Source organism: Allomuricauda ruestringensis DSM 13258, from assembly GCF_000224085.1.
Lineage (GTDB): Bacteria > Bacteroidota > Bacteroidia > Flavobacteriales > Flavobacteriaceae > Flagellimonas > Flagellimonas ruestringensis.
Window position 1 is genome coordinate 129,599 of sequence record NC_015945.1, and the last position, 25,692, is coordinate 155,290.

A 25,692-nucleotide genomic window follows, 5' to 3' on the forward strand; every position below is an offset into this window, starting at 1 on the left:
TATCTGTTTAAAAGTTTCTTATTGTTTTCTGTTTGTAGTCACCCAAGTTTTATATACTGAAAGTCCAAGGGCATTTGTAGCTGTTGGAACCCCCAACATACTATTTGGAATTTCCACTACTATTGATAGCGTGTTGGCACCATCAAAAGTGTCGGCAGCTTCTTCCGGGGGCAAAAATCCGCCTGGAGCAGACTCCGTTTCGGGAGAAATCACCCCATTGAATTGGAAAAAGTCAAAAAAGAATGGATCTTGTCTTGGTCCAGCAAATAAGGACACTCCGTCCGAAGTGGTTTCCACAATGGCGGTAGCACCAGAAATTTCTACATCTCCCAAAGCTGCATCAGTATTTACCTCGCTGCTCAGCCCTGTTTGCGAAGGAGCAATTGGTCCAAAAAAGTACATTCTACCGTCTCTTGCGATGGCTTGGATTACTTGGTCTTCTACCAAATCTCCATCCAAATCAATATTGATTTCGGTAAGTACATCCTCGTCAAAAGTTCCGTAAGCCAACTCGGGCAATACATTGGATTGCAGGTCTACTACAAATACAGTATTGTCCGACCCCTCGCTGGGTTCAAAAGCATAAAAATCGGCAATGTCCGCAGTGGTTCCTGCCGAAGAGGGCGCATCTATATGGTCCGCAGCAACCAATACTGTAGCTGCTATTACCAAGGCGCCTAAGCCTAATAGGTATTTCGTTGTTTTTTTCATGTTACTTGTTTTTAAAGTTTCGTTCCCCCCTACCTACGGAACCTTTTAGGGGGTGGTTTGGTTTTGAAATGTTAAATTTATCTTAACACAACTTTGATTAAGTACTAGTCCCCAGATCAAGAAAAGTCAGATAATTTGTTTTACTTTGGCTAGTTAATTCATTAAAATGAACCCTTCTGCCTCTGGATGGATCAACAAGTTTGGTCACCTTGTAGACCAAGAGTCTAGTAAATTTGAAGACTTTAATAGCCTGTACAGGGAACTCAAAGCAAATGGCTTTATTTACGGAGTGCATTTAAATATATCTTCCTTTATCGCGGTGGAACACCCCTTGAGCGAAGATGAAATTGCCAAGATCAACTTGCTCACCGCTTTATATTTTACCTATACTTTTGAAGTGGGGAAAACGGATTTCGAAGCATTTGTGAACAAAGTGTTCGAGTACTACCAGTCTTTGAATGTTAGCAAGGTTTCTTTCCTTAATAGAATATTGAGCGGTTCCAAAACGGAGTCCCAACTTGAAAAATTGATTGATTCCAGAATCTATTTAAGTGACAATACTTTTAGCAGGGCATTGGGAAATAGCCTAACCAATTCCTTACTTTATGTTGATATTCTCATCTTTATGGTTTACCTCCGAGGCAATAGAGACATGATGGAACATGCCCAACTTTTGGAGTACGTGACCATCAACATTGTTTACCATGCGCTCAACTCCAAAGAAACCCACGAATCTGATGAGAAATTGATTCAATTATTGGGTTCGTCCCTAACTTATGTTGACCTCGACAAAACAAAATTTGATGGAAATTTTTCCGATTTATTGACCCAAAATTTCACCGAAAATGAAAAGGATTATTTTTTGGATATGGCCTGCTTGACCATCTGGGAAGACAAGGCTTTGGACTACACCGAAACGGACTATATTTTTGGTTTGGGAAAGGACCTTGGAAAGTCTAAAAAAGAGGTAGAATTTGAGTTGGGGTTTGTTGCGAATTTCTTTGAAAAAAACAAGGACAAAATTGCCTATCTGAACAACAAAAATTTGGCCGTTCAGTTTTACGATGGTATGTCCAAAAATGTAAGCAAACTTATTCTTAGAAATAGCAAAAGATTAAAAAAAGAGCTCGCCCAAAGTAGGGAGTTGGTTGCTCTTTTATCCAAGTCCACGGTCAAGGATTTAAATGCCGAAGAGAAGAAAAAAGTACAAAATCAATTGCTCGATATTTTTAAGAGTATTCCCTCTTTGGCTATTTTTATGTTGCCGGGCGGAGCGATTCTTCTGCCTATTTTTATTAAATTGATTCCAAAGTTACTCCCCTCTGCTTTTGACGATAACCGAGTGGAAGAAAAATAGCGTTTTTCACCTAAAAAAGTCACTATAAGAAAAATTTATAGTTGATTTTTTTGATATTCTAAAATTTGATAATCAGTATTTTAAATATTATTATTCCAACCATAACTTGAAGTCTCTAACGCGCTCCCTACTTACAACTATATCATGCTCATTAAAGCGGTTCAGCTTGATTTGAAGCCTTGAATTTGAGTATGAAATGATGTCTCCTATGTGGTTGATGTTCACGTAAAACTTTCGGCTCACCCTAAAAAATGTCTGAGGCTCCAACTCCTCCTCCAACTGTTCCAAAGTTGTATCCAACAAATAATTTCTTCCGTCAGAAGTTGCTGCATAGGTTCCTTTGTTTTCGCTGTAAAAACATTCCACATCATCGGCGTTTATAATTTTTAAATGTTGCCCGACCTTGGCCGTAAATCGTTTTTTGTATTCCCTCTCCAAAGGATTTATCAAAAGGTTTTTTATGTCGTTAAAATCAATCGGTATTCTTTGATTTTCCGGCTTAAAATTTTGATACTTTTTTACCGCACTTTCCAGTTCCTCTTCGTCTATTGGTTTCAGCAAATAATCAATGCTATTTAACTTAAAGGCTTGAAGTGCATATTCGTCATAAGCGGTGGTGAAAATGATGGCACTTTTCACTTCGATCGCATCAAAAATTTCGAACGAAAGTCCATCGGATAATTGAATGTCCAAAAAGATTAAATCGGGGTGGGGATTATCTTGAAACCAAGCAATGGAATCTTCAACGGAATGCAACATGGTGGAGACCTCAATTTGCAATTCCGAAAGCAATCTGGACAATCGTCTTGCTGCTGGTTTTTCGTCTTCAATGATCAGGACATTCATGTAATTATAGTTTTATGCTTTGATTGATGATTTTTTTGGTTTAGTCATTGGTTCCATTTTTTTTCAAAGGTGTGCCAAAAATATAAAGTCCATGAACCAGAAGTACAACTCCCCAAATTATGGGAATGGCTATAATATTCCAATCCAGCCATCTTAAAAAACCCTCATCGGTATTTTCGCTCTTCTGTATAACCCATTGAACAATATTTCTTTTTGTGGTAATCAGCACAACACTTATAATAATGAACAGGGCCAAATGGAAATAAAATCCCTTTATGGAGCTTACTTTTCTTTTAGCTTGTTCAAAAGTGATATTCTGGGTCATAGCTTTTATTTGTATTTATCAACCTTTTCTCCATCCTCATCCATATATTTTTGGATTTGGCGTTCTTCCCACTTTTTAAAGAAAGTGAATTTATGTCGAAGCACAATCAAAGTATGTACGAGCAAAATAACAGCCCAAATTAGGATATTAGCATTGATCCAATCGTAGTAATAGGATTCCTTTGGAAATGTCTCTGGCAACAACGAGTTCAAAACTCCTGTCTTAAGCAGCACCAGAGTACCGTTTACGATAACAAATATGATGATATGCCTATAATAGCCTTTGAGTTCCTGAACTCGTTTTTTAGCGGCCTCCCTGGCCATGTCTCTGTCTGTCATCGTTTTATTTGTACTTGTTCATTTCCTCTTTGTCCTCATCCATATATTTTTGGATTTGACGCTCTTCCCAATCTTTACCCAACAAGGGGTTAAACCCAAAGGTTTTGGATGCATGGAACAACACTCCCAATCCCCAAGCTACCAATGTGATAAAATGTTCCCATTGCCAAAAACTATCTGATCTTAGGGAGATATTAATTAAAATAAAGGTGTTTATTACCACATAAATGGCCAAGTGTATATAAAAGCCCTTAAGCTCCTCTACCCTTTTCTTGGCTTTATTGTATTTGTCCTTATTGATATTTTCCATGATTATTTCCATTTATTATTCTGTTCTTCATCGCGCATAAGCTCCTCTATCTTGCGCTTTTCCCACTGTTTGCCAAAAAAAGGGTTCAGGTCAAAAGTTTTAATGGCATGAAAAACAATACCGATACCCCAACCAAAAGCGGCCCACAAAAACCACATATAGCCAAAACCGGTGGTAAAATAATTGATTAGCGCCAATCCTGATATCACTAAAACGTAGGAAGTCAGGTTTCCGTAAAACTTTTTAAGTTCATCCACGCGCTCCCTTGCCCGCATGTACTTGCTTTCTTTATCGGTATTTTCCATTGTATTCGTATTTGATGTGATGTTGCAGTTAAAAATACTCATTATTAAAATTCTTTATCGTTCATAAGTTCCTGAATCTTACGCTCTTCCCATTCCTTTCCAAAGAGGAGGTTGTGACCATAAGCGGTTGTCCATTGACTCACAAGTCCCAATCCCCAACCAATAGCTGGAAAAATGGCCCAGGGTATATCGGTGGTTCTAAAGTTGATGTACACTAAAAATGGAATCACAATACAATAGGCAATTAGGCTATAGTAAAAAGATTTAATGTTCTCCACTCTTTCTTTTGCTCTGTTGTAGCGATGTTCGTCTGGTTTTTTCATGGTTGCTCGGTTTTTGTAATTGATTACACATCAAAATTCGGTATAAGCAGGGCAGAAAAGAAAAGTGAATTCCCGAACTGTACATTTATTAGGATGAATTGTGGGTTTAGGGTTTTAAGGTTTGGGGTTTGGGGTTTGGGGTTTGGTGAGCAAGTAAAAAGCTTTGATGAAAACAACACGTAATCATTTCAATTGAACTTGATACTTGAACTTGAGCTTGGGCTTAGCTAACCAAAGGGTTCTCGACTGCTCCTTCGACTCCGCTCTGGATGACAGCTCGAACTAACACCCGACACCCGACACCCGACATCTAAATTCTAAAAATCATCCTTATCCATAAACTCTCTGATCTTGCGCTCTTCCCAACGTCTTCCCCAAAGTGGGTTATAGCCGAAGGCTTCCATCCCATGGGCAAGTACACCGAACCCCCAGCCGAATGTTGGAAAAAATGCCCAAAGAAAATCCGTTGTTCTAAAATTGAGCCACCACAAAAAGGGAATCACAATACAATAGGCCATAAGGTTCCCGTAAAAGTCTTTAATTGCCTTTACCCGCTCTTTGGCTTTTACGTACCGTTTTTCTTCAATATAGCTCTCTTGGGTCTCCAATACGGTATATTTTTGGGTAAGCATGGGCAAAAACACACTAAAATCCGTCTGTGTTTTTTTAACGACCATTTCGCGGTCGGTTAAAATACGGTAGCGTTGCTTTATATTCTGCAATCCGACCCCGCTACTTTTTTTCACTACTTGTTTCTCCTGAAGGTTATTGCTGACAACCAACATGCCTTGTTGTTCAAATACTTTGATGTGCAACGGCCTTGATGAAGTGACCACATTATGTTTTACGGCATTTTCCAGCAATAGTTGTAGGGACAATGGCACAATTTTAGCTTCAGGTTGGGAACAGCTGTCCGGAATATCGAAGATGATACTATCCTCAAAACGCATTTTTAGAAGTCTTACATAGGTTCTGGCAAATTTCAGTTCTTCATCCACGGTAACCAAGTCCTTATTTTTCTGCTCCAGCACATACCTATAAACTTTGGACAGTGATGTTGTAAAGTTTTGGGCTTGATGTGGGTCTTCATCTATCAAACTTGTTAAAACATTGAGACTGTTGAACAAAAAATGGGGGTCTAACTGGTTTTTTAAAGCGTCGAAACGGGCAGATGCCGATCCTGCTATGATCTTCTGCTCTTTTACCTGCTTCTCTTTGTAATATTTGTAGTAATAAGCGGCATAGAACAAAACTGCCACTGCCATGGAAATCAAAAAAGAACTCACGTAGTATTCTGTACGTTCCTCAGCTAAAAACTGCTCTATCGGTGTTTTGTACACCAATACCATTAAAACAAATCTGGAGATAATTATCCCTATAATGGAAGCTATTATATTCGCAAATAGACCATAGGCAATATACTTTTTAGTGAACAGTTCCTTATCGTACTTGCGCATTAAAGCAATAAGACAAGCAGCATTGAGCAGATAAATAATCACAGAGAAAATCATGTTCTCCCAAAACTCTGTCCAGAGTTGTTGATAGGTAAGTTCCCATCCCTTAACAAAGAAAATAATGAGGAAAACCATAAAAATAGCTATCCCCACTAAAAATGCCCTTACAAGTTCCCTTATTAAGAGTTTCATCCTTTTCTATTTACCACAGTTCGCCAAAACCTCTTTTGCTCTTTCTTCTCCCCAAGTAGGGTAAAATGGTGTTTCGGATTTAAAGGTAGCAAAAAGTTCCAAGGCTCTTTCCACATCTTTACAATAGGGTGTGGTGTCCTTGCCAAAGTATTTTGCCGATCCCATATCCCACTCTGCCTTGGAGAGGATAACCCGGGGGTTGTTTGGGGCCAGTTCCATTGCTTTTTGATAGAGTTGTGCATTTTTTTGTGACAGGGTCATCCCATAAGTGGCACCATCAAAGGCAATCCAAGCTGTATTGATAAGTGCTTCTTGAATCAATATCTCAGGATTATTTGGTGAAATAGCTTTGGCCACATCGATGAATTCTTTGGCCTTTTCGAGCTGTTTACTCAGTTTTTCTTCATTCTTTTCCCCAAATGAGATTATCGTGTTTATTTGAGAAACATAATAATACGGCAACCACTTGTCCGGTTCCGCAGTTGCTATTCGTTCAAAAAGGTTTGATGCTTCCACCATTTTTTGGTTTTGCCATAATTCAAATGCCTTTTCCATTCCTTTGGAATAGCGGTCTTGTGCGTTGACAAAGGTGGCTCCCATTAATAACATTGATAAAATCAGATTTTTCATGACTGTCGTTTTTTTATGCTCAGCTTGACTGAGTATCTCTCAGCTTGACTGTGCATCGGTTATTGATGCCACAAAAATGAATCAGGAACCACAACTTTAAAAAGAAGGATTACCGAACTGTACATATTTGGGGATGGACTGTAATGCGCTTATGCTTTAAAAAACCCGTTGAATCCCTCATTGAGGGTTTTATTCGCCGACGCTCTACATCGAAATGAGTTGATCTTTTTTCGTTTGAATACCTCGTGGGCTTGCTCTTAGGTAGTTGATTATTTGTACTTTAGCAAACGGTTTAAAATTGATGCAATCCATGTACATTCCTCCCCATTACAACAATCAAAACATTGAAGAAATCAAAGATTTTCTGGTAAACAACAGCTTTGCCATCTTAATCAATATTGTTGACAATAAACCATGGGGCACCCATATTCCTTTGGAACTGGAAACCGACGAAAACGGGAACGATATTTTGGTGGGCCACATTGCCAAAGCCAATCCTCAATGGAAAAATTTTACAGACGAAACAGAAGTTCTGTGCATTTTTAATGGTCCGCATGCCTATGTTTCATCTTCTTGGTATAAAGAGGAAGAAGTACCTACTTGGAACTATATAGCGGTACATGTGTATGGGAACTTAAAGGTTTTGACCGAAGAAGAGACCATGCAATCCATGCACAGATTGGTGGACAAGTATGAGAAAGCTTCAAAAAATCCGATTTCCCTTAAAAACTTATCCTCAAAAACCTTGCGCCAAGTAAAAGGAGTGGTGGGTTTTAAAGTGCAGGTATCGGATATCCAGGCTACTTACAAACTATCCCAGACCCAAGCCAATGACCACCATAAAATAATATCTGAACTTGAGGGACGTCCAGACCCAGGAAGTCAAGGTATTGCTCAGCACATGAAAGGTAAAGCCACTTAGCGGCTATTCTATATCTTGAAAATTGGTATCTGCCCAATTGGAATACTTTGGATTCTCAACATGCATGATCCAAATTTCGTCTTGGTACTTACCCCTCATCATTGATTGATAGGCAGCATGGGCCATTTCGCTATCTTCATATTTTGCCAGGTAAACATAATTGAGACCGTTATCCGGATTCTTGAAGTATTGTGCCTGCAATCCCTTGCTTTTCAATTCTTTCATAAAGTTTTTTAGGTAGGTCTCATTTTTAAAAACGTTGGCCACAATATAGTGTCCTTTCCCTACCCCATCAAGGTCAATATATTTTTCAATGGGCTTAAACGCTCCTCCATGAAAAGAACCCTCACTTTTCTTATTGGATTGTTTAGTGACGGATTTGGAGTTATCTGCAAGAGCCTGCGCAGTCGAAGTTTCAATTTCATTGTAAACGGAGTTCAAATCCTTGTTGTCCGCCAAGTACAGTTTTTGGGCTTTGGTCTCAATATCGGGAATCTCATCTCCGTTGTGCCTTTTCACAATTCGCATAACCATCTCGAAACGTTTTTCCATTTCCTGTTCCCTACTCTGTTTCATGGAATCTATTTTGTAAAGGAGGTCGTCAATTACAGCGTAACTATCTTCTTGCTGCTCCTGCAATTGCGCAATACGCTCCTCCCAATAGGCCCTGTCCTCTTTATTGGAAGGGTGCAAAGTGGTTTCTTCATCCAATTTACCATTTTGCTTTGCCTTTGCGGCTTCATCACTTGTTTCAGCGACAGCCGTGTTTTCAATCGCTTTTTTTATTTCATCATCATTGGAAACAAATGTGTTTTTGGAAAGATTGGGGACAAAAGAGTAAGCAATTGAAATTTCGTGGGTTACACCAAGATTGGCAATGCTACTGTTCAAGCTTTTTTCAAAATTATAACCAAAGGACAATCGTTGGTTTAAATTGAATCCAGTACCGGCTGACGCACCATAAAACTGGTCGTAACCACCCTGAATCCAACCTAGTTTGGGAAGGTCCAAAATGATCCCTCCTCCAAAAATAGGGTCTTCGCCCCCTTCAAATCGTGCTCGTGCCAAGGGCATTAATCTCCCATCTTCAAAAATACCTCTTCCATTTTCCAACTCGTTAACAAACTGTACGTGACCAGAAAAAGTTTTTTGGTTTAGGTTGGTCAGGGATTTTCCTGACTTTAAATTATAATCCACCAAATTTTGAGCGAACACGCCAAAGTCGAATTTGCCCAAACTAAGGTTAAGTCCCGGTTGAAATGAAATGATGGAGCTTTCATCTGCCTCGCTCAATAGCGGATCTTCCTGTAGGGCTACGGCTCTATTGGGATCATAACTGCTTACATAATAAGGGATGTTTACCCCAAAGGTTAAACTACTCTCTTCTCCCAACTGGATACCGTGGGAGTAATTGGCCATTACCCCTAGGTTGGATATTACCCCTTCACTTTGGTTGTAGAGACTGAAACCTAGCCCTACCATGTCGTTTAACTGACCGCTATAACTCAAAAAGTAATTTTGGCGGTTGTTGTCGAAATCAGCACTTTGGCTCCGATGAAAGAAGTTTACGTACGATTTGTCCTCACGTATCGATGAAAAGGTAGGGTTGATCAAAAAGCGGTTGAACTTCAACAAATTTTGAAATGGTACATCGTAACTTACATAGGGATTGTTTCCTTCTTGGGCCTGTAACGGGAAACCCAGAAAAACAAAAATCAATAACGCATAAACATAGCGTTCAAATTGGGGCGGAAATGTGATTTGGGGGAACGGGGGTAGTTTTATCTCCATAGCCGATTGGAATTTGTAGGTTAATTTCCTGATTGGGTCAGGCTAATATGTTTTTAATGTTGTCATTCAGCAAGATTTGGGAGCTTGTAAGAATTTTATGACTAATTCAACGTAAATCTACATATTTTATCGCCCAACAGGTAATTTTTTCGTTGAACGGTCTATTGAATTGATAGATAAGCAGTTTGAATTCATAAAAATTGAATTTCAGTTTATAAAATGTTCTGGGATTAAATTTATTTTTGACAATAGAATTCAAAATATCCCTCAACATGGATGCGTCTTTTACCATTGTCCCTTATTCTGATACTTATAAAGATGCTTTTAGGAGCCTGAACGAGGAATGGATTACCAAATATTTTCAGATTGAGGAAATGGACCGTGTTGCGCTCCACCATCCCAAAGAATATATTTTGGACAAAGGCGGGTATATTGCGGTTGCTTTAATAAATAGGGAACCAGTGGGGGTTTGTGCTTTAATTCCCTGCCAATATGATGGTTATGATTTTGAACTTTCTAAAATGGGCGTCTCCCCAAAAGCGCAAGGCAAAGGTATAGGCAAATTGTTGGGGCAGCACATTATTGATAAAGCCAAACAGTTGGGAGCCCAAAGAATATTTTTGGAGAGCAATCGAAAATTGGCCCCGGCCCTATCGCTTTACAAAAAGTTAGGTTTTAAGGAAATGACCAAAATTTCGTCACCCTATGCCCGTAGCGATATTCAAATGGAACTAACAATATACACTGCATAATACTGCCCATGCTAGGTTTGTACCATTCTTACAATTTTATAAAGTTTTAAACGATCGCCTATTTACTATATCGTTAAAAATGAGTATCTTATAGTTTCAAACCTTAAACCTCATTGTCATGGGTCTAATAAAATCGCTCAATAAATGGGCAAATGCCCGTACGTATCTCCTCTTGGACTTGATCAGAATTATGCTTGGTATCATCTTTTTTGTCAAGGGAATCGAATTTATGACCAATTTCACAGAAATGGAGCGAATGGCGCGTCCTTTTGAAGGGGTGCCAGGAGGCATGTTTATTCTGCATTATATAGCTCCTGCTCATTTTGTTGGTGGTATTCTTATAGTTGTAGGGTTGCTAACTAGATGGGCCTGCATTGCACAGCTCCCCATACTTTTTGGTGCCGTTCTTACTAATTTTTTGGGCGAAATGGACACCAACAACCTTATGTTGGCTACCGTTGTTTTATTATCTACCCTCTTCTTTATTGTTTATGGTTCTGGGAAACATTCTGTGGATTATTACCTTAAAATGCAGCAATAACCTATAAATTGTCCAGTTGGTTGCTCTTGCCATCCGAGCTTATCGTCCAGAAAAATCCAACAAAGAAGAAACTGTCGGCAGGTGGAGTGATCGCTCTTCTATTGAATACTCCGTTAGCATCCGGAACTTCTGCATATTGATAATTGCTCACATTATTGAAACTCAATAGATTGCTCACCGAGAAGTACAAAATCTTTTGTTGGTCAATGAGATAGGCCCAATTGAAGCTAAGATTGTTGTAAGACTTTGTCTTTTCCGTCATAAAACCAGATGTATTGGGGTTGTGGTACGGCCTACCGGAACCATACGAATAAGAAAGTCCAACTTGGGACCTTAGCTTATCCACCCAATATTTGGTGACCAGCGATACATTATGCTTTGGCGCAAAGTTAGGAGTGGCTTTCTCGGGAAAGTTTCTGTAGTCCCGCTTGGTGTCCAAATAAGAGTAGGAAGCCCAGTAATCTAAATGCTCAATACTCTTGCTATCTCTCCAAAAAACATCGACACCCTTGGCATACCCGCCTCCAGAATTGGTATAGTCGGAATTGAACTGTGGCGCATCCGTATCGTATTTGACCAACTGGTCATAATCCTTATAATAGGCCTCGGTCCTAAAAGTTTTCCCATTATTGATGTATTGATAATTGAGGATATAGTGCGATGCTTTCTCCATGTCCAAATTTTGCGTGAACTTAACCACTTCGGTAAGCGGTCTCTGATAAAAATCGCCATAGGCCAAAGAAAACTGTCCGTCCTCTCCCGGTTTATAGGCCAAAGACACCCTTGGCGATATTTTAAACCCATCCAGCAAGCTGCTGTGCGTTCCCCTGATACCCAGCTTCATGGCGAACTTGTTGCTCAGGAAAATATCTGATTCTGCAAAAGCGGCCCATAAACCATCATTATAACCACTATTGAACTCATCCACATCAACATCGGTATAAGTTTCGTCATAATTGGTATTGAAATATTCTGTCCCAAAACTCAAATCATACCGATTACTAAAATTTTTACGTGCCTTTATCTTGATATGTGATGAAGTTTCTTTGGCATCGACTTTGTCTTGCTGTATTCCAATATCATTGGTGTCCCATGCAATAGAAGCCCCAGAGGTGAGACTCCAATCGTTAGCGAAAAAGTATTTGTAAGATGAATTAAAATATAGGTTGTTGTTCTTTAAACGGAACTGTACATAATCATCAAAATTGATATCCTCCTGTTCAATGTCCAAATTGGTATGGTTAAATCCTGTGTAGAGTTTAAACATACTCTTTTCACCTTTGCTTCTAAAAACAGCTTCACCAGAAATGGATTCGTACGGACTGTTCCAACGAACACCTTGGTTTGATGGAATCAAAGCCTCGTAAGGGGCAAGATTCATATAAGAGGTGTTCAAGCTCAATGATTGGTCGCCCCAAATCTTTGTGTGCCCCACTCCACCTCCAACACTCATTATGGAAATATCCGTTTTCTCTTGCAGGGGCACATCCGTAGTATTCAACAAAAGTACACTGGACAATGCCTGGCCATACTCTGCTGAATATCCTCCCGTACTAAAGGAAATTCCCTTGAAAAGAAATGGTGAAAATCTGCCGCGGGTAGGTGTATTATTGGGTGTGGCGTTGAACGGCTGAAAAACACGAAGACCATCTATAAAAACCTGTGTTTCTCCTGCAGTACCTCCCCGTACAAACAAACGACCGTCCTCGTTTACCGTTGTAGTTCCGGGCAGTGTTTGCAAAGCAGCCACAAAATCGCCCGCTGCCCCTGCCGTGGTAACAATATCCAATGGCTTAAGTACCGAAACCTTGGAATTGTCGCCAGCCTCAAAGGTTCCAGCCGTTAAGGTGACCCCCGACAAAGAGTTGACGGACGCTACCAACTTAATATGCAGATCCTTAAAATAAGAAACATCGCCAGCCTCGTAATGGGGCTCGTAGGACAACATGGAAACAACCAAGGTCTGCATTCCCTCTTCAGTTGTTTCAAAACTAAAATCACCGTTGGCATCCGAAGAAGCACCATCGTAGGTGCCCTCCAAATAAATATTGGCACCTTCAACGGGATTGTTTTTGGCATCGGTTACTTTTCCATTGATGGTCTGCTGCGCAAAAACAACTCCCATACTTAATAATAATGTAATTAGATTGATAATGATTTTCATGACATTCCTTTTTGGTTGATGCCACAAAATTGCTCTTGAACACCTTGCCAAACGAAAAGGAAATACTCAATTGTAGTTTTTTATTGCTGAATTGAAATGGCCTATCTGCTTTTGCAATTCACTCCATAAAATCAACATTTCGGTAGGTTGGAATTTTTTACAAGAGGCTTCTTCCTGAATTTTGGGGCAAACAAAACATCAAATACAAATAGTATGAAAACTGTTACACTAGCTTTAAGTTTCCTCTTCGTAAGCATCATTGCCGTAGCGCAAGAAAAAAACAACGTAGATATTACCGTTACCATCGACAACGTAACCAGTGATGAAGGAAAAGTACTTGCCAGCCTGCACACCGCTGAAACTTTTATGAAAGGCCCAGGCATACAAAACCTGGAAAGTACCATTGAAAATGGAAAAATAATCTTGAAATTCAACAACGTAGCGCCAGGTACCTATGCCATTATGGCCCTGCACGATGCCAACGAAAACAACCGAATGGATTATCAATCCAATGGAATGCCAAAGGAAAGCTACGGGATGTCCGGAAACGAAATGACCATGGGCCCACCGGATTTTAAAAGTGCCCAGTTTACCGTTGGCGATGAGGATTTGGAAATGAACATCCGGTTTTAATCAAAAAACAAAATAAACCATACGAAGAGCCCGTCTAAAAAAGCTTGTAACCTGTCAGTTCGAGCGCAGTCGAGAACCTAAATTATGATGATAACCAATGGGTTTCGCCTTTAGTTTATCCTGAGCGTAGTCGAAGGGCTCAACCTAACAAAGTCAAAATTTTGTTGCTTTTTAGATGGGTTCTTCACTTTAATACAACCTGCGCCTTTACGATTCTTTCTTTTCTATAGACTAACCTAATGGTTTTTTATACTTTTATGCCCTAAACTTATAATTGAATGACCATTACCCAGCTTCAATATGTGTTAGCTGTTGCCGAGCACAAGAACTTTACCCTTGCCGCGGAAAAGAGTTTTGTTACCCAACCCACCTTGAGTATGCAAGTGCAAAAGTTGGAGGATGAATTGGATGTCCTCATTTTTGACAGGGGCAAAAAACCCATCACCATTACCGAGGTTGGAGAAAAAATTGTGGCCCAGGCAAAAAATATTGTGGCAGAAGCAGAACGAATCAAGGATATTGTTGATCAAGATAAAGGGTATGTTGGGGGAGATTACACCTTGGGGATAATACCCACGGTAATGCCCACATTGCTCCCCATGTTCCTAAATGCTTTTATAAAAAAGTACCCTAAGGTAAACCTGATTATAAAGGAGCAATCCACACAAACCATGATCAAGAATATTTTGGACGGTCATTTGGATGCTGGAATTGCCGCAACACCGCTAGAAATTGAGTTTATCAAAGAACGTCCGTTATATTATGAGCCATTTGTGGGCTACGTCCCAAAAAACCACCGTTTAACAGCGGAAAACGAATTAACCACGGATGATTTGGATGTTAACGATATTCTCTTGCTACAGGATGGGCATTGTTTTCGGGAAGGAGTCATCAACCTTTGTAAGGCTTCCAAAAACCGACATGGGGAACATTTTAAAATTGAGAGTGGAAGTTTTGAGACCTTGGTCAGTTTAGCGGATGAAGGCATGGGAATGACCCTATTGCCCTACTTGAATACCCTACACTTGGAAAAGGACAAGAGAACAAACCTAAAATCCTTCCGAAAACCTACCCCAGCACGAGAGATAAGTTTAATTTACCATAAAAGCGAATTAAAAATACAGATAACCGATGCCTTAAGAGAGGTTATTTCCAGCATAGTCCGTGGTGCGATTGCTTTTCAGGATGTGAAAATCATCAGCCCCTTGGCCAAAAATTAATAGAGCCGCTTTTCAGCGGCCCTAGTTGGTGTTTATACTTTTAATAATACTAATGTTGATTGTAACTCTGGTTTGTCCACAAGATAAAATTGCAACCAGATTCTAAGCTCATCCACTTCACTTGGCAATAATCTAGAAATAGCTTTCTGAAGTTCCCTAGTAAAGAGTTTAACATCAAAACTCACCTTTTGAAGGATTGTTTTGGTGTAATCTAACATAGCTCTAGGCATAATAATTTGATTAAATTGGAAATAATAGGTTGTCTCCTAAATTAGTAAAAAACACGTTTAAAAAACCTAAGTTTCAGTTAAAAATTGAATATCTTGTTGTTAAAATTGACCAACAGCGTATATGAACCCACTACAAATAAGACCTGTTAAATCACTGTTTTTCAGTAGTTTTGTTGTTATTTTTTTATTGATTGGATGTAGTTCCATCAAAAAAACATTGAACTCAAAAATTGGGAGCGACAACCTGAAAAATTCTTTCCATGGCCTTGTAATTATTGATGCCAATACTAAAAAAGAGATCTATAATCACAATGGTGACAAATATTTTACCCCTGCCAGCAACACAAAGATTGTAACTTTATATACGGCCCTAAAGTTACTTCCCAAATACATTCCCACCCTAAAATATAAAGTGACCCAAGACACGATATTTATCGAAGGTACTGGTGACCCCTCATGGTTGCACCCCTATTTTCAGGACAGCACAGCAATAGATTGGTTAAAAAATCAGGAAACCATTGCCCTTTACACCAAAAATCACAGCGAACCACGCTATGGACCCGGTTGGGCCTGGGAGGATTACGACACCTATTTTTCGCCCGAAAAATCCGCTTTGCCCCTTTACGGCAACGTAGCAACCATTTCCAACAACAATGGATTGGAAGTTTCCCCAAAAACATTCGTCGATAAAACCTTAATCAAGGATACCACTTTAAAAAGAGAAGAGTTCCACAACAAGTTTTATGTCTCCTCGACGGAACAAGACACTTTGGAAATTCCTTTTGTGACCAGTGATAATTTGACCAAAGAATTAATTGAAACAGCCCTTGGGAGAGATATTGTTTTAACCCAACATTTTCCATCTGGAGAAAAACAAACATTGTACGGAACAGAAACCGACTCTATTTTTAAGCGTATGCTTTTTAAGAGCGATAACTTTTTGGCAGAGCAATTATTAATGGCGGCCTCGGCCACACTATCCGATACCTTGAGTACCAAAAAAGTCATCGATTTTATGCTGGACAACCATTTAAAGGACTTGGAACATCAGCCTCGTTGGGTAGATGGTTCGGGACTTTCCCGTTATAATTTGTTTACGCCCCTTTCCTTTGTTCAAATTCTTCAAAAACTATATGAGGAAGTACCGGAAGAACGCCTTTTTGGGTTATTTCCAATGTGGGGACCCGACAATACGGTTGAAGAATGGGAAGACCCCACTACGGAGCCGTTCCTCTTTGCCAAATCGGGCTCCGTGGGCAACAACTATAATTTGAGCGGCTACGTAAAGACCAAATCGGGCAAATTGCTCATCTTTAGTTTTATGAACAACCATTTTAGGGTACCCTCCTCAGAAATAAGGAAAACCATGTATACTACCTTAAAAAATCTCTACGAAAACTACTGATTGAAAATTCCCTGGACTTGGGCGTATTGCAATAGCATTATGGTTTTGGCATCTTTTATTTCACCTTTTTGCATCATGGCAATGGCTTTTTTAAAATCGAGTTCCAGCACCTCAATATTCTCGGTTTCATCCGCTGCGCCACCGCCCTCACTTACTTTCATGGCATCTTCATACTCTCCGACAAAAAAATGAAGGATTTCCGTTACCGAACCGGGTGACATGTAGGCTTCAAAAACCTTTTCCACCTTATCAATTTTATAACCCGTCTCCTCCTCTACTTCCATTTTAATGGTCTCTTCGGCATTGCCTTTTTCCAAAAGTCCCGCACAGGCCTCGATCATCATCCCATCATCATTGCCGTTCACATACGTGGGCATACGAAACTGTTTGGTAAGCACAACCTTTCTTTTTTCAACATTATAAAGAAGTATGGCAGCACCATTGCCACGGTCGTATGCTTCGCGAATTTGCTTTTCCCAAACACCATCGTCCCTTAAATATTCAAAAGTTATCTTTTCAAGAGAATACCAATTATCCGAAAGCAGCTCTCGCTGCATGTTTCTGATTCTGTTGTTAGCCAAAATGAATAAGTTTTGGTTAAATATAAAGCTTATCCCCTTATCATCCTGAATTGCTTCAATTCCTTTGACCTCAACATTATTATATCGATATTTATGTTTTTGATGAAAACTGACCAAACCCAATATTATGCGTACCCCCTTACTCCTTCTATTACTTTTTGCTATTCTGATAAGTTGTGATAAAAACACCGAAAAAAAACTGCCCCGAATCGCTATTGCCGGCCTTGGAATTGAGTCCAGTACTTTTTCGCCCGCACTCACCCACAAAGAAGCATTTCACCCCAAAATCGGAGATTCTATATTTAATCGCTATCCGTTTATGGAAGCGGATTCATCTTTGAGAAAACGAGCCGAATGGGTTCCCACTTTAGTGGGAAAATCATTGCCGGGAGGCACGGTTACCCGTGAAGCCTACGAATCCTTGGTGGGCAAAACACTTACAATGTTGGAAGAAAACATGCCGTACGACGGCCTTTTCTTTGACATTCATGGAGCAATGAGCGTGGTGGGCTTGGACGACCCGGAAGGTGACCTCATCAAACGTATTCGAGAAGTTGTGGGGACCGATGTATTGATTTCAACCTCCATGGACCTCCACGGAAATGTATCCAAACGGTTGGCACAGCATTCCGACTTGATTACCTGTTATCGTATGGCGCCGCACGAAGATGCCATCGAATCCAAAAAGCGTGCTGTAGAGAATCTGGTGTCACGATTGGAAAACGGAAAAGGCAAACCAACCTACAAAGCTTGGGTTCCAGTACCTATCCTGCTGCCTGGGGAAAAAACGAGCACTCGAGTAGAACCAGGAAAAAGTCTGTATGCCCAAGTGCCCCAAGTAGAACAAAAAGAAGGTGTGATAGATGCTGCTATTTGGATTGGCTACGCATGGGCCGATGAACCCCGAAACCATGCCGTGGTTATGGCTACAGGGGATGATAAAAAGCAAGTAACCGAAGGTGCCGAAAAGTTGGCCAATAGCTTTTGGGATGTCCGTAACCAATTTGAATTCGTGGCCCCGACCAAATCTTACGAAGAAGCATTGAAACTTGCTCTTGCCAGTGACAAAAAACCATTCATGATCAGTGATATGGGCGACAACCCTACCGCTGGTGGTGCAGGTGACGTTACTTGGACCTTGACGGAACTTTTAAAAAGGGAGGAGTTCCATAAAGCAGGTGGAAAATCTTTGATTTATGCCTCAATCCCAGGCCCTAAATTGGTGGAACAAGCTATGCAAGTTGGTGTTGGCGGAGAAGTTAGCACTCCTGTTGGTGCCGAGATTGACGATAGATATGCCCCACCCCTTATGCTAACGGGAAAAGTTACTGCCATAAAACATGGCGATGTACATGCTGAAACCGAAGTTGTGGTACAAGTGGACAATGCACATGTGATTGTGACCAAAAAGAGAAAACCATATCACAGAAAATCTGACTTCACCAATTTGGGGCTTACTCCCAGTGAAACGGATATTATAGTAGTTAAAATTGGGTATTTGGTTCCAGAACTTTACAATATGCGAGGGGATTGGATTATGGCCCTGACCCCTGGCGGTGTGGACCAAGACTTGGAGCGCTTGGGCCACAAAAGAATCATTAGACCTATGTTCCCGTACGATAAGGATATGGAACGTCCAGACCTATCCGCCCGTTTGATAAAGGCTTCGGATGAATTGAACTAAACGGTAACGGCTTGGTTTAAATATTGACGAAAGGGAAGCATCTCTTTATAAACTTCGACAATTTTTTCTTTGAAATCATCGTGGAGGACTTCTTCTTTGGATAATTCAAGTTCCACAGCAAAGGTTTTGTTCCGTAAGAATTCTATATATGGGTGATTGTTGGAAAATCCTTTGGGGGCTTTCACCAATTTCTCATCCTCATATAAGCCGCCAAACATTTTTTTGAATGATGGCTTATCCAATATCTTTTGGAGTTCTTCACCATTATAATCAATGGCATCACGGATACTGCGAAGCGTTTTGGAGTCAGGTCGCCAGCGGCCTCCCGCCAACAAACAATGCTTTAGACCAATTTCAATATAAAAATCGGCGGAATTGGGCGCTTTGTCCAAGCCTGCACCAAAGTGATCTTTATAAATGGGCTTGTTCGGATGGAACATTAAATTATTGTTGATTCTGTTGATGCCCTTTTTGCCTGGAGTTGGGTAATAATCGTCATGGAGCTGGGCCATGGTCATGTCCAAATCATCCAGCCAAGCAATAAGATCATTACGAAGGGATTTGTACCATTTACGGTTTGCATCCATCCATTCCTTGTTATTGTTTTGTTGAAGCTCTTCTAGAAAATGAAACAGGTCGTTGAAATTCATGGATTGCTTGATGTTTGGTGTTTGATGTTCGATGCTCGGTGTTTGATGTTAAAAGTCTTTAATGGTGTGAAGCTATATCTTGTTTCGAAAAGCTATGATCATGTTCATTAACTTGAAACAACAATCATATAATTTTTCAAATTCCTTATCGGAAATATACGCCCTATTACTAGCCTTATACAAACAAGTCACCACTTCTGCCAGTGAACGCACAGAATAACCCAGAAACTTTCTAAACTCAGGCTTTGACTGAACAATGGATCCTTCAGAAATATTAAGGGCCACCGAATCTGCTGCTCGACAAATTTGAGATGATAAGTTATACGCTTCTTTCTTGGGGAAATCATCGGCAATCAAGTTTATTTGTTCTCCCAAATTCATGGCGTCCTGCCATATACGTAGTTTTTCAAATTTAAACTTTGTTTTTTCAACCATATTAAATCTTTTGAACAATGGACATTTTGCATCAAGCACCTAACATCGAGCATCAAATCTCCAGCAACTTAAAACCTATTATCCCCATCCAACAAATCGCCGATACCACCCAAAATGCTACCTTCTCCTTTGTCTTTTCCGCCTCCTCTTGGTGCAGCGGCCCAAACTCGGCTGGCCAACCTACTAAATGGCAAGGATTGAATGTAAACGGTTCCAGGGCCACGTAGCGTGGCAAAGAAAAGTCCTTCCCCGCCAAAAACAGTATTTTTAATGCCGCCCACAAACTCAATATCATAATCCACAGTTTGAGAAAACCCGACAATACACCCTGTGTCCACTTTTAAGGTTTCGCCTGGTCCTAAAACCTTTTTCGCCATGGTTCCACCAGCGTGCACAAAGGCCATTCCGTCACCTTCCAGCTTTTGCATAATAAAACCTTCGCCTCCAAAAAATCCACGTCCCAAGCGTTTGGAGAACTCAATGCCCACCGAAACACCTTTAGCGGCACAAAGGAATGCATCCTTTTGGCAAATAAACTTGCCCCCTTTTTCGGAGAGATCTATGGGAACAATTTTACCTGGATAAGGCGAAGCAAAGCTTACGAGCTTTTTACCTTGACCAATGTTCAAGAAAGCGGTCATAAAAAGGCTCTCTCCCGTGAGCAGGCGTTTACCTGCGGAGAACAATTTCCCTAAAACTCCAGTATCTTGGTTGGAACCATCCCCAAAGATGGTATCCATTTTAATATCGGTATCCATCATCATAAAACTGCCGGCTTCGGCAACAACGGCTTCTTGTGGGTCCAGTTCTATTTCCACATATTGCATTTCTTCGCCATAAATGTGGTAATCTATTTCGTGTGCATTCATTTTTTGTAAATGTTTTTTGATTTCTGTTTAATATGTTGGAATGATTGAAATTTTGTTACAAAAAAGTTGAACAAACCTTTTGTCCTAACCTTTCACCTTCACCGTCCACTCAAAATGAAAGGTGGACACCTCTACCCCATCTTGATTGATCCCAACTGATTTCATCCAGCAGGTTTGTCCCTCTCCTGTTTCTACGGTTTTTTGGATGGCATCGGCAATCAATTCACCATCCTCACAGGTAAAGTTGATTCTGCCCGTAGCTTTTTTGGTAAAGGTGGCTTTGTTATTGGCCACGAGCATGGACACTTTTTTACCGCTTTTCTGGATTTCGTTCATGACCAACGCGCCCGTACTTAGCTCGGCTGCCATTCCCTGAACGGCCCAAAACATGGATTTAAACGGATTCTGATTCATCCATTTAAGTTTTACCGTGGTGATTGCTTTTTCCTCATTAATATATTTAAGCCTTACCCCACACCACCATGCTGAGGGGAGCTTCATAAACGTAAACATGTTGATTTTACTGGGTGTCAATGCCATAACTTGAGTTTGTTTGGCCTAAAAATAGGTAAAAAGAAGTTAAGCATTATTGTTAATTTTATGTTAAATTATAGTACTTTGTTTTGCATAGTACTGTCTTTTGGATATATATTTGCATGGTAAGCTAATAGGTTAACCCCTTTACGATCAAAAAACATCAATCAAAAATGGCAACTACAATCACCAAACACGAACGAAATTTATCCGCAATTATCCATGCGTCCATGTTCTCGAAGTATTTTATTCCTTTTGGGAATTTTATCCTTCCCTTAATTTTATGGACCGCCAATAAAAAGCAACATGAGTTTGTGGATTATAATGGTAAACAGTCACTCAATTTTCAAATTAGCATGTTGCTCTATTCCATTGTAGCAGGTTTGATCACTATTCCTTTTTTTATTGGATTTTGGCCAGACCTGTTCGATTGGAACTTTTTCGGATTTCACGGATTAAGTGACCTGAACAATCTGAACTTTCATATAGATAGTGACGATTTTAGGTTTGGACGACTGATTTGGCCGTTAGGGATATCAGGATTTTTGCAGGTTGTTCTGGGCATTGTGAACATTGTTTTCACCATTTTGGCCACCATCAGGACCAACGAGGGAGAATATTTTAAATATCCATTCACCATTAAATTCATCAAATAATGAGCAATTTTAGATACATATTTGGAATTTTCACCTTAATCCTTGCCGCTTCGGTACATGGGCAAGTAGCAAAGGACTCAGAATTATACAAAGTATTAAAGTCCAAGGATAGTCTGTTGTTCGATGCGGCATTTAACCAGTGCGACGTGGATACCATGGAATCATTGTTCACGGAGGATTTCGAGTTTTATCATGATAAAGGAGGTTTCACCGATGGAAGGGAAGCTTTTTTGAAGCCGACACGAGAAAACTGTGAAAAAAGAGACCCCGAAGCACCTCAATATTCCAAAAGAATTTTGATAGAAGGAAGTTTGGAGGTATATCCTTTATATAAAGGCGAAGAACTGTACGGAGCCATTCAACATGGAGTGCACAGGTTTGAGTTTCTAAATAATCGAAATGAATATCAGAAAGGAGATATTGCCAAGTTCACACATGTTTGGATGCTAAATAACGGCGAATGGAAAATTAAACGGGAGTTGAGCTACGACCATCATTTAATGGAAAACAAAGAACCTATAATGGAGGTTTCCGTATCACAACAAATACTGGAAAAATATGAAGGTAGTTATATATCGCCACAAGTAGGTTCCGTTCAAATCAAAAAAGACGCAGGCAACCTATTGTTAGTATCAGAAAAGATGCAAGCCAAACTTTATCCAAAATCAGAGGACACCTTTTTTATGAAAGAAAGAGACGTACGCTTTAAATTTATACAATCGGATGCGGGTGAGGTGACCAAAATGCAGATTATTGAAAACGATACTGTTGTGGACGAAGCCCAAAGAGAAAAATCATAATCATCAATTATAATAGGAGCTTAATCACCTCTGCAACAAATCATCATCAATCAAAGTAAAACGGAGTTTAATCACTTGCCCTGAGCGTAGTAGAAGGGTCAATCAAAAAACGAAAAATCATCAAATCATCAATCAAAGAACCGTTTCCACTCCCCTGCCCAATTCAGGGGAATGGAGTGGAAACGTCACCAAACAAAGTTTGGTAGAACAAAAACGAACAGTTAATTTAATAGAACCATGAAATTATGAACATAGAAAACACAAAAGCACAGATGCGCAAGGGGGTTCTAGAGTATTGCATCCTGTCCATCCTTAAGGATGATGACAAGTATGCCTCAGAAATTCTGGGAGCCTTAAAGGACGCAAAGATGTTAGTAGTGGAAGGTACCATATATCCTTTGCTCACAAGGCTAAAGAATGCTGGATTGCTCAACTACCGTTGGGAAGAATCCACATCGGGACCACCCCGTAAATATTATGCTCTTACAGAAACAGGTCAGTTGTTCCTTAACGAACTCAACGGCACCTGGGATGAACTAAGAAATGCAGTTAATCTGGTAACCAACACAAAATAAAATCGAAAAATGAACAAGACAATAAATATAAATTTAGCAAATACGCTCTTTCACATAGACGACGATGCGTATAATAAGCTGAGACGGTACTTGGAGTCCATAAGACGGTCGTTTTCGGGTACCAAGGGAAGCGACGAGATCATTGCCGATATCGAGGCAAGGATTGCCGAACTCTTTTTGGAAAAAATGGAGAACGAGCGACAGGTAATTACCCATAAAGAGGTAGACCAAGTAATCGAAGTAATGGGGCAACCCGAAGATTACATGGTAGATGAGGATATTTTTGAGGACGAACCTAAAAGAACCCATGCAGAACCTGCCAGTAGAGCCAAAAAATTGTACAGGGACATAGACCACAAATATATTGGTGGTGTTTGTGCCGGTCTGGAGCATTACTTGGGCATAGACGCGCTATGGGTTAGACTCATATTCATTCTATTGGCCGTATTCACCAGTGGTTTTGGACTTATCGCCTATATCCTACTTTGGATTTTGGTGCCCGAAGCCGCCACAACCTCACAAAAATTGGATATGCGGGGGGAGCCCGTCAACATCAGCAATATAGAACGCAAAGTTAAAGAGGGGTTTGATGATGTTGCAGAAAAAGTAAAAAGTGTTGACTACGATAAAGTGGGCAACAAGGTCAAAAGCAGCTCCAAGACCTTTTTTGATACCATCGGGGACATTATTCTGTTCCTCTTCAAGGTATTCGGCAAGTTCATAGGCATCCTATTGATCATCATCGGCGCTTCTACCTTGGTAGGGCTGTTCTTTGGACTGTTCACCGTGGGCATGTTCGATGCAGTTCAACTACCTGGCGTGGACTTTTATGAAATCGTAAACACATCTGGGGCTCCCGTTTGGTTGGTATCCATATTATTGTTCTTTGCCGTTGGCATTCCGTTCTTCTTCCTGCTTTATTTAGGATTAAAGATTTTGGTGAACAACCTAAAATCCATCGGTAACATTGCCAAATTTGCTCTTTTGGGGCTTTGGTTGATATCTGTGGGTACCCTAATCGTGCTGGGCATACGGCAAGCTGCTGAGTTCTCTTACACTGGAAGTGTAAACGACAGAACCGAAATGGCTTTGGAAATTCCTTCCGATACCTTAATTATTAAGATGAAGGATATTGATATGGATTACAGCCGTGACGACATCCATTTTGGTAGAATGACCTTTGGTTATGATGAAAATGATACCCGTGTGTTGATGTCCGACGAAATTGACATCAAAATCAGAAAGTCTGATGATGATACCATGAGCATCAATATTCGAAAAGATGCTGATGGAAGCTCAACACTTGCTGCTCGGGACCGTGCCAAAAACATTGAGTACGCATACGAAATTGATGGCAATGAAATTTTGTTGGACGAATATTTGATTACGGCAACATCCAATAAGGCCAGAAACCAAGAGGTAACCGTAACCATTTACATTCCCGAATCCATGACCGTTTATTTCGACGATTCCACAAGCAGGTACATTGGCCGTGGTATTGACAATGATCGAGGCTACTACAGAAGTGGTATTGCCGGGCAACACTGGTTGATGGATGAAGACGGTGAGCTACAATGTTTGGATTGCACCGATTTGTATGACGATGACGAAGATTCCAATGGAAAGGGTAAAATTATAATCAATGAAGATGGTATCGACATCGACATTAAAGACAATCAAGATTCCTTTGAGATGAAAATCAACGAAGATGGAGTAAAAGTTAAGGCAAAAAACTAGACAGGTTTGTACTCTTATAATTCAATCAAAAAATCAACATGATAAAGTTTATTTCATTACCCGTAATTCTGTTCAGTCTCTTAGCAGTACCGTCCTGCAAAGCACAAGACAATTCTTCTTTCGGAAACAAAGATGTTGTAAAAGAAGAAAAATCCATACCACCTTTTAACAGTCTGATTGTTACGACGGGAGGAAACATCTATCTGCACCCTTCTTCGACAACCAAATTGCAGTTGAAAGGAAAAAAAAGCTGTGTGGAAAAAATTGATGTGGCCGTTTCATCAAAAGCCTTGCACATTTCAAGCGAGGACAACCATTCAGATGAATGCCATGTTGAAATCCATATTGGAACTCCAAATTTTGATGAAATTCAGTTAAGTGGAGGTGGGTCGCTCAAAATAGAAGACGGCTTTGCCCCAATAGAAGTTCTCAAATGCAGTATAAAAAGCGGAGGAGACCTTGAGATGGCATCAACACCTGTCGATTCTCTGTTCGCCATCGTCTACGGAGGTGGAAAAATAACTGCGCATGTCGGTACACTCCTTAATGGCACAGTGAAAGACGGAGGAACTATTTTTTATACAGGTAAACCTATAATCAAGTCGGATATATCAAATGGTGGTGTAATAAAACGTAGATAAAAGAAAAGACATAAACCCAAAAATTACAATTGGGGAACGATTTTCAACAATTGAGCATTTTTAAATTCTAATAACACACAT

General features: G+C 40.1%; 30 protein-coding genes. 13 read left to right on the forward strand and 17 right to left on the reverse strand.

All coding sequences use genetic code 11. The features are described 5' to 3' along the window. Positions 1 to 18 precede the first annotated feature (18 nt). On the reverse strand, positions 19 to 711 hold the full coding sequence (locus MURRU_RS00590) for a DUF4331 family protein (protein WP_014031462.1): 693 nt from the start codon (positions 709 to 711) through the stop codon (positions 19 to 21). A gap of 166 nt (positions 712 to 877) precedes the next feature. Here MURRU_RS00590 and MURRU_RS00595 point away from each other — a divergent pair, with 166 nt between their 5' ends. Next, on the forward strand, positions 878 to 2,068 hold the full coding sequence (locus MURRU_RS00595; protein WP_014031463.1) for an LETM1-related biofilm-associated protein: 1,191 nt from the start codon (positions 878 to 880) through the stop codon (positions 2,066 to 2,068). Between the two features lie 90 nt (positions 2,069 to 2,158). Here MURRU_RS00595 and MURRU_RS00600 read toward each other — a convergent pair whose 3' ends face one another. The 8 genes from MURRU_RS00600 to MURRU_RS00640 form a co-directional block, all read right to left on the reverse strand. Beyond that, on the reverse strand, positions 2,159 to 2,914 hold the full coding sequence (locus MURRU_RS00600; RefSeq protein WP_014031464.1) for a LytR/AlgR family response regulator transcription factor: 756 nt from the start codon (positions 2,912 to 2,914) through the stop codon (positions 2,159 to 2,161). Between the two features lie 40 nt (positions 2,915 to 2,954). Further along, entirely contained in the window at positions 2,955 to 3,239 is a 285-nt protein-coding gene (locus tag MURRU_RS00605; protein ID WP_014031465.1) for a 2TM domain-containing protein, read from the reverse strand. Between the two features lie 5 nt (positions 3,240 to 3,244). Further along, positions 3,245 to 3,577, reverse strand: a complete 333-nt coding sequence (locus MURRU_RS00610) for a 2TM domain-containing protein (RefSeq protein ID WP_014031466.1) — start codon at positions 3,575 to 3,577, stop codon at positions 3,245 to 3,247. A gap of 4 nt (positions 3,578 to 3,581) precedes the next feature. Continuing rightward, the gene (locus tag MURRU_RS00615) at positions 3,582 to 3,887 is read right to left on the reverse strand and encodes a 2TM domain-containing protein (protein ID WP_014031467.1); all 306 of its coding nucleotides are present in this window, start codon (positions 3,885 to 3,887) and stop codon (positions 3,582 to 3,584) included. A gap of 2 nt (positions 3,888 to 3,889) precedes the next feature. After that, positions 3,890 to 4,192 carry a 2TM domain-containing protein gene (locus MURRU_RS00620; protein ID WP_041801195.1) on the reverse strand — a complete coding sequence of 101 codons (303 nt, stop codon included), beginning with the start codon at positions 4,190 to 4,192 and terminating at the stop codon, positions 3,890 to 3,892. 44 nt (positions 4,193 to 4,236) lie between these two features. Further along, positions 4,237 to 4,515 carry a 2TM domain-containing protein gene (locus MURRU_RS00625; RefSeq protein WP_041801196.1) on the reverse strand — a complete coding sequence of 93 codons (279 nt, stop codon included), beginning with the start codon at positions 4,513 to 4,515 and terminating at the stop codon, positions 4,237 to 4,239. A 317-nt stretch (positions 4,516 to 4,832) separates the two neighbouring features. Beyond that, on the reverse strand, positions 4,833 to 6,161 hold the full coding sequence (locus MURRU_RS00635; protein WP_014031469.1) for a 2TM domain-containing protein: 1,329 nt from the start codon (positions 6,159 to 6,161) through the stop codon (positions 4,833 to 4,835). Positions 6,162 to 6,167: 6 nt separating this feature from the next. Continuing rightward, positions 6,168 to 6,791: a tetratricopeptide repeat protein gene (locus tag MURRU_RS00640; protein WP_014031470.1), complete on the reverse strand. Its 624-nt coding sequence runs from the start codon at positions 6,789 to 6,791 to the stop codon at positions 6,168 to 6,170. 310 nt (positions 6,792 to 7,101) lie between these two features. Between MURRU_RS00640 and MURRU_RS00645 the strand changes: the two genes are divergently transcribed. Beyond that, complete coding sequence (locus MURRU_RS00645; protein WP_014031471.1) at positions 7,102 to 7,713, forward strand: FMN-binding negative transcriptional regulator; 612 nt, start codon at positions 7,102 to 7,104, stop codon at positions 7,711 to 7,713. 3 nt (positions 7,714 to 7,716) lie between these two features. Here MURRU_RS00645 and MURRU_RS00650 read toward each other — a convergent pair whose 3' ends face one another. Continuing rightward, positions 7,717 to 9,504 carry a PorP/SprF family type IX secretion system membrane protein gene (locus MURRU_RS00650; protein ID WP_014031472.1) on the reverse strand — a complete coding sequence of 596 codons (1,788 nt, stop codon included), beginning with the start codon at positions 9,502 to 9,504 and terminating at the stop codon, positions 7,717 to 7,719. Positions 9,505 to 9,776: 272 nt separating this feature from the next. On the opposite strand from MURRU_RS00650, the gene MURRU_RS00655 reads away from it, so the two are divergent. Together MURRU_RS00655 and MURRU_RS00660 are read left to right on the forward strand one after the other, a co-directional pair. Beyond that, on the forward strand, positions 9,777 to 10,256 hold the full coding sequence (locus MURRU_RS00655; protein ID WP_014031473.1) for a GNAT family N-acetyltransferase: 480 nt from the start codon (positions 9,777 to 9,779) through the stop codon (positions 10,254 to 10,256). Positions 10,257 to 10,374: 118 nt separating this feature from the next. Beyond that, positions 10,375 to 10,797, forward strand: a complete 423-nt coding sequence (locus tag MURRU_RS00660; protein ID WP_014031474.1) for a DoxX family protein — start codon at positions 10,375 to 10,377, stop codon at positions 10,795 to 10,797. A 1-nt stretch (position 10,798) separates the two neighbouring features. Here MURRU_RS00660 and MURRU_RS00665 read toward each other — a convergent pair whose 3' ends face one another. Beyond that, positions 10,799 to 12,961, reverse strand: coding sequence for a TonB-dependent receptor (locus tag MURRU_RS00665; RefSeq protein WP_014031475.1), 2,163 nt, complete (start codon positions 12,959 to 12,961; stop codon positions 10,799 to 10,801). A gap of 213 nt (positions 12,962 to 13,174) precedes the next feature. On the opposite strand from MURRU_RS00665, the gene MURRU_RS00670 reads away from it, so the two are divergent. Beyond that, a complete protein-coding gene (locus MURRU_RS00670; RefSeq protein ID WP_014031476.1) occupies positions 13,175 to 13,594 on the forward strand; it encodes a DUF2141 domain-containing protein in 420 nt (139 codons plus the stop codon). Positions 13,595 to 13,872: 278 nt separating this feature from the next. Beyond that, the gene (locus tag MURRU_RS00675; RefSeq protein ID WP_014031477.1) at positions 13,873 to 14,814 is read left to right on the forward strand and encodes a LysR substrate-binding domain-containing protein; all 942 of its coding nucleotides are present in this window, start codon (positions 13,873 to 13,875) and stop codon (positions 14,812 to 14,814) included. Between the two features lie 32 nt (positions 14,815 to 14,846). Here MURRU_RS00675 and MURRU_RS18185 read toward each other — a convergent pair whose 3' ends face one another. Then, positions 14,847 to 15,044 (reverse strand): hypothetical protein, encoded by a 198-nt coding sequence (locus MURRU_RS18185; protein WP_014031478.1) that lies wholly within the window; start codon positions 15,042 to 15,044, stop codon positions 14,847 to 14,849. 121 nt (positions 15,045 to 15,165) lie between these two features. On the opposite strand from MURRU_RS18185, the gene MURRU_RS00685 reads away from it, so the two are divergent. Next, positions 15,166 to 16,449 (forward strand): D-alanyl-D-alanine carboxypeptidase, encoded by a 1,284-nt coding sequence (locus MURRU_RS00685; protein ID WP_014031479.1) that lies wholly within the window; start codon positions 15,166 to 15,168, stop codon positions 16,447 to 16,449. Here MURRU_RS00685 and MURRU_RS00690 read toward each other — a convergent pair. Then, a complete protein-coding gene (locus MURRU_RS00690; RefSeq protein ID WP_222835047.1) occupies positions 16,443 to 17,006 on the reverse strand; it encodes an NUDIX domain-containing protein in 564 nt (187 codons plus the stop codon). The genes MURRU_RS00685 and MURRU_RS00690 overlap by 7 nt on opposite strands. Before the next feature lie 151 nt (positions 17,007 to 17,157). Here MURRU_RS00690 and MURRU_RS00695 point away from each other — a divergent pair, with 151 nt between their 5' ends. Beyond that, entirely contained in the window at positions 17,158 to 18,714 is a 1,557-nt protein-coding gene (locus tag MURRU_RS00695; RefSeq protein ID WP_014031481.1) for a M81 family metallopeptidase, read from the forward strand. On the opposite strand, the gene MURRU_RS00700 is transcribed toward MURRU_RS00695, so the two are convergent. The 4 genes from MURRU_RS00700 to MURRU_RS00715 form a co-directional block, all read right to left on the reverse strand. Next, the gene (locus MURRU_RS00700) at positions 18,711 to 19,364 is read right to left on the reverse strand and encodes a DUF2461 domain-containing protein (protein ID WP_014031482.1); all 654 of its coding nucleotides are present in this window, start codon (positions 19,362 to 19,364) and stop codon (positions 18,711 to 18,713) included. The genes MURRU_RS00695 and MURRU_RS00700 overlap by 4 nt on opposite strands. A 72-nt stretch (positions 19,365 to 19,436) precedes the next feature. Then, positions 19,437 to 19,799: a four helix bundle protein gene (locus tag MURRU_RS00705; protein ID WP_014031483.1), complete on the reverse strand. Its 363-nt coding sequence runs from the start codon at positions 19,797 to 19,799 to the stop codon at positions 19,437 to 19,439. 68 nt (positions 19,800 to 19,867) lie between these two features. Further along, a complete protein-coding gene (locus tag MURRU_RS00710) occupies positions 19,868 to 20,668 on the reverse strand; it encodes a TIGR00266 family protein (protein WP_014031484.1) in 801 nt (266 codons plus the stop codon). Between the two features lie 84 nt (positions 20,669 to 20,752). After that, positions 20,753 to 21,208 (reverse strand): DUF4442 domain-containing protein, encoded by a 456-nt coding sequence (locus MURRU_RS00715; RefSeq protein ID WP_014031485.1) that lies wholly within the window; start codon positions 21,206 to 21,208, stop codon positions 20,753 to 20,755. Positions 21,209 to 21,375: 167 nt separating this feature from the next. Here MURRU_RS00715 and MURRU_RS00720 point away from each other — a divergent pair, with 167 nt between their 5' ends. From MURRU_RS00720 to MURRU_RS00740, 5 genes are all read left to right on the forward strand, one after another. Further along, complete coding sequence (locus MURRU_RS00720; protein ID WP_014031486.1) at positions 21,376 to 21,858, forward strand: DUF4870 domain-containing protein; 483 nt, start codon at positions 21,376 to 21,378, stop codon at positions 21,856 to 21,858. After that, complete coding sequence (locus MURRU_RS17855; RefSeq protein ID WP_014031487.1) at positions 21,858 to 22,658, forward strand: nuclear transport factor 2 family protein; 801 nt, start codon at positions 21,858 to 21,860, stop codon at positions 22,656 to 22,658. Before MURRU_RS00720 ends, MURRU_RS17855 begins: the two co-directional genes overlap by 1 nt. A gap of 245 nt (positions 22,659 to 22,903) precedes the next feature. After that, complete coding sequence (locus MURRU_RS00730) at positions 22,904 to 23,233, forward strand: PadR family transcriptional regulator (protein WP_014031488.1); 330 nt, start codon at positions 22,904 to 22,906, stop codon at positions 23,231 to 23,233. A 9-nt stretch (positions 23,234 to 23,242) separates the two neighbouring features. Continuing rightward, positions 23,243 to 24,970 (forward strand): PspC domain-containing protein, encoded by a 1,728-nt coding sequence (locus tag MURRU_RS00735; RefSeq protein ID WP_014031489.1) that lies wholly within the window; start codon positions 23,243 to 23,245, stop codon positions 24,968 to 24,970. A gap of 38 nt (positions 24,971 to 25,008) precedes the next feature. Next, complete coding sequence (locus tag MURRU_RS00740) at positions 25,009 to 25,611, forward strand: GIN domain-containing protein (protein WP_014031490.1); 603 nt, start codon at positions 25,009 to 25,011, stop codon at positions 25,609 to 25,611. Positions 25,612 to 25,692: the final 81 nt, after the last annotated feature.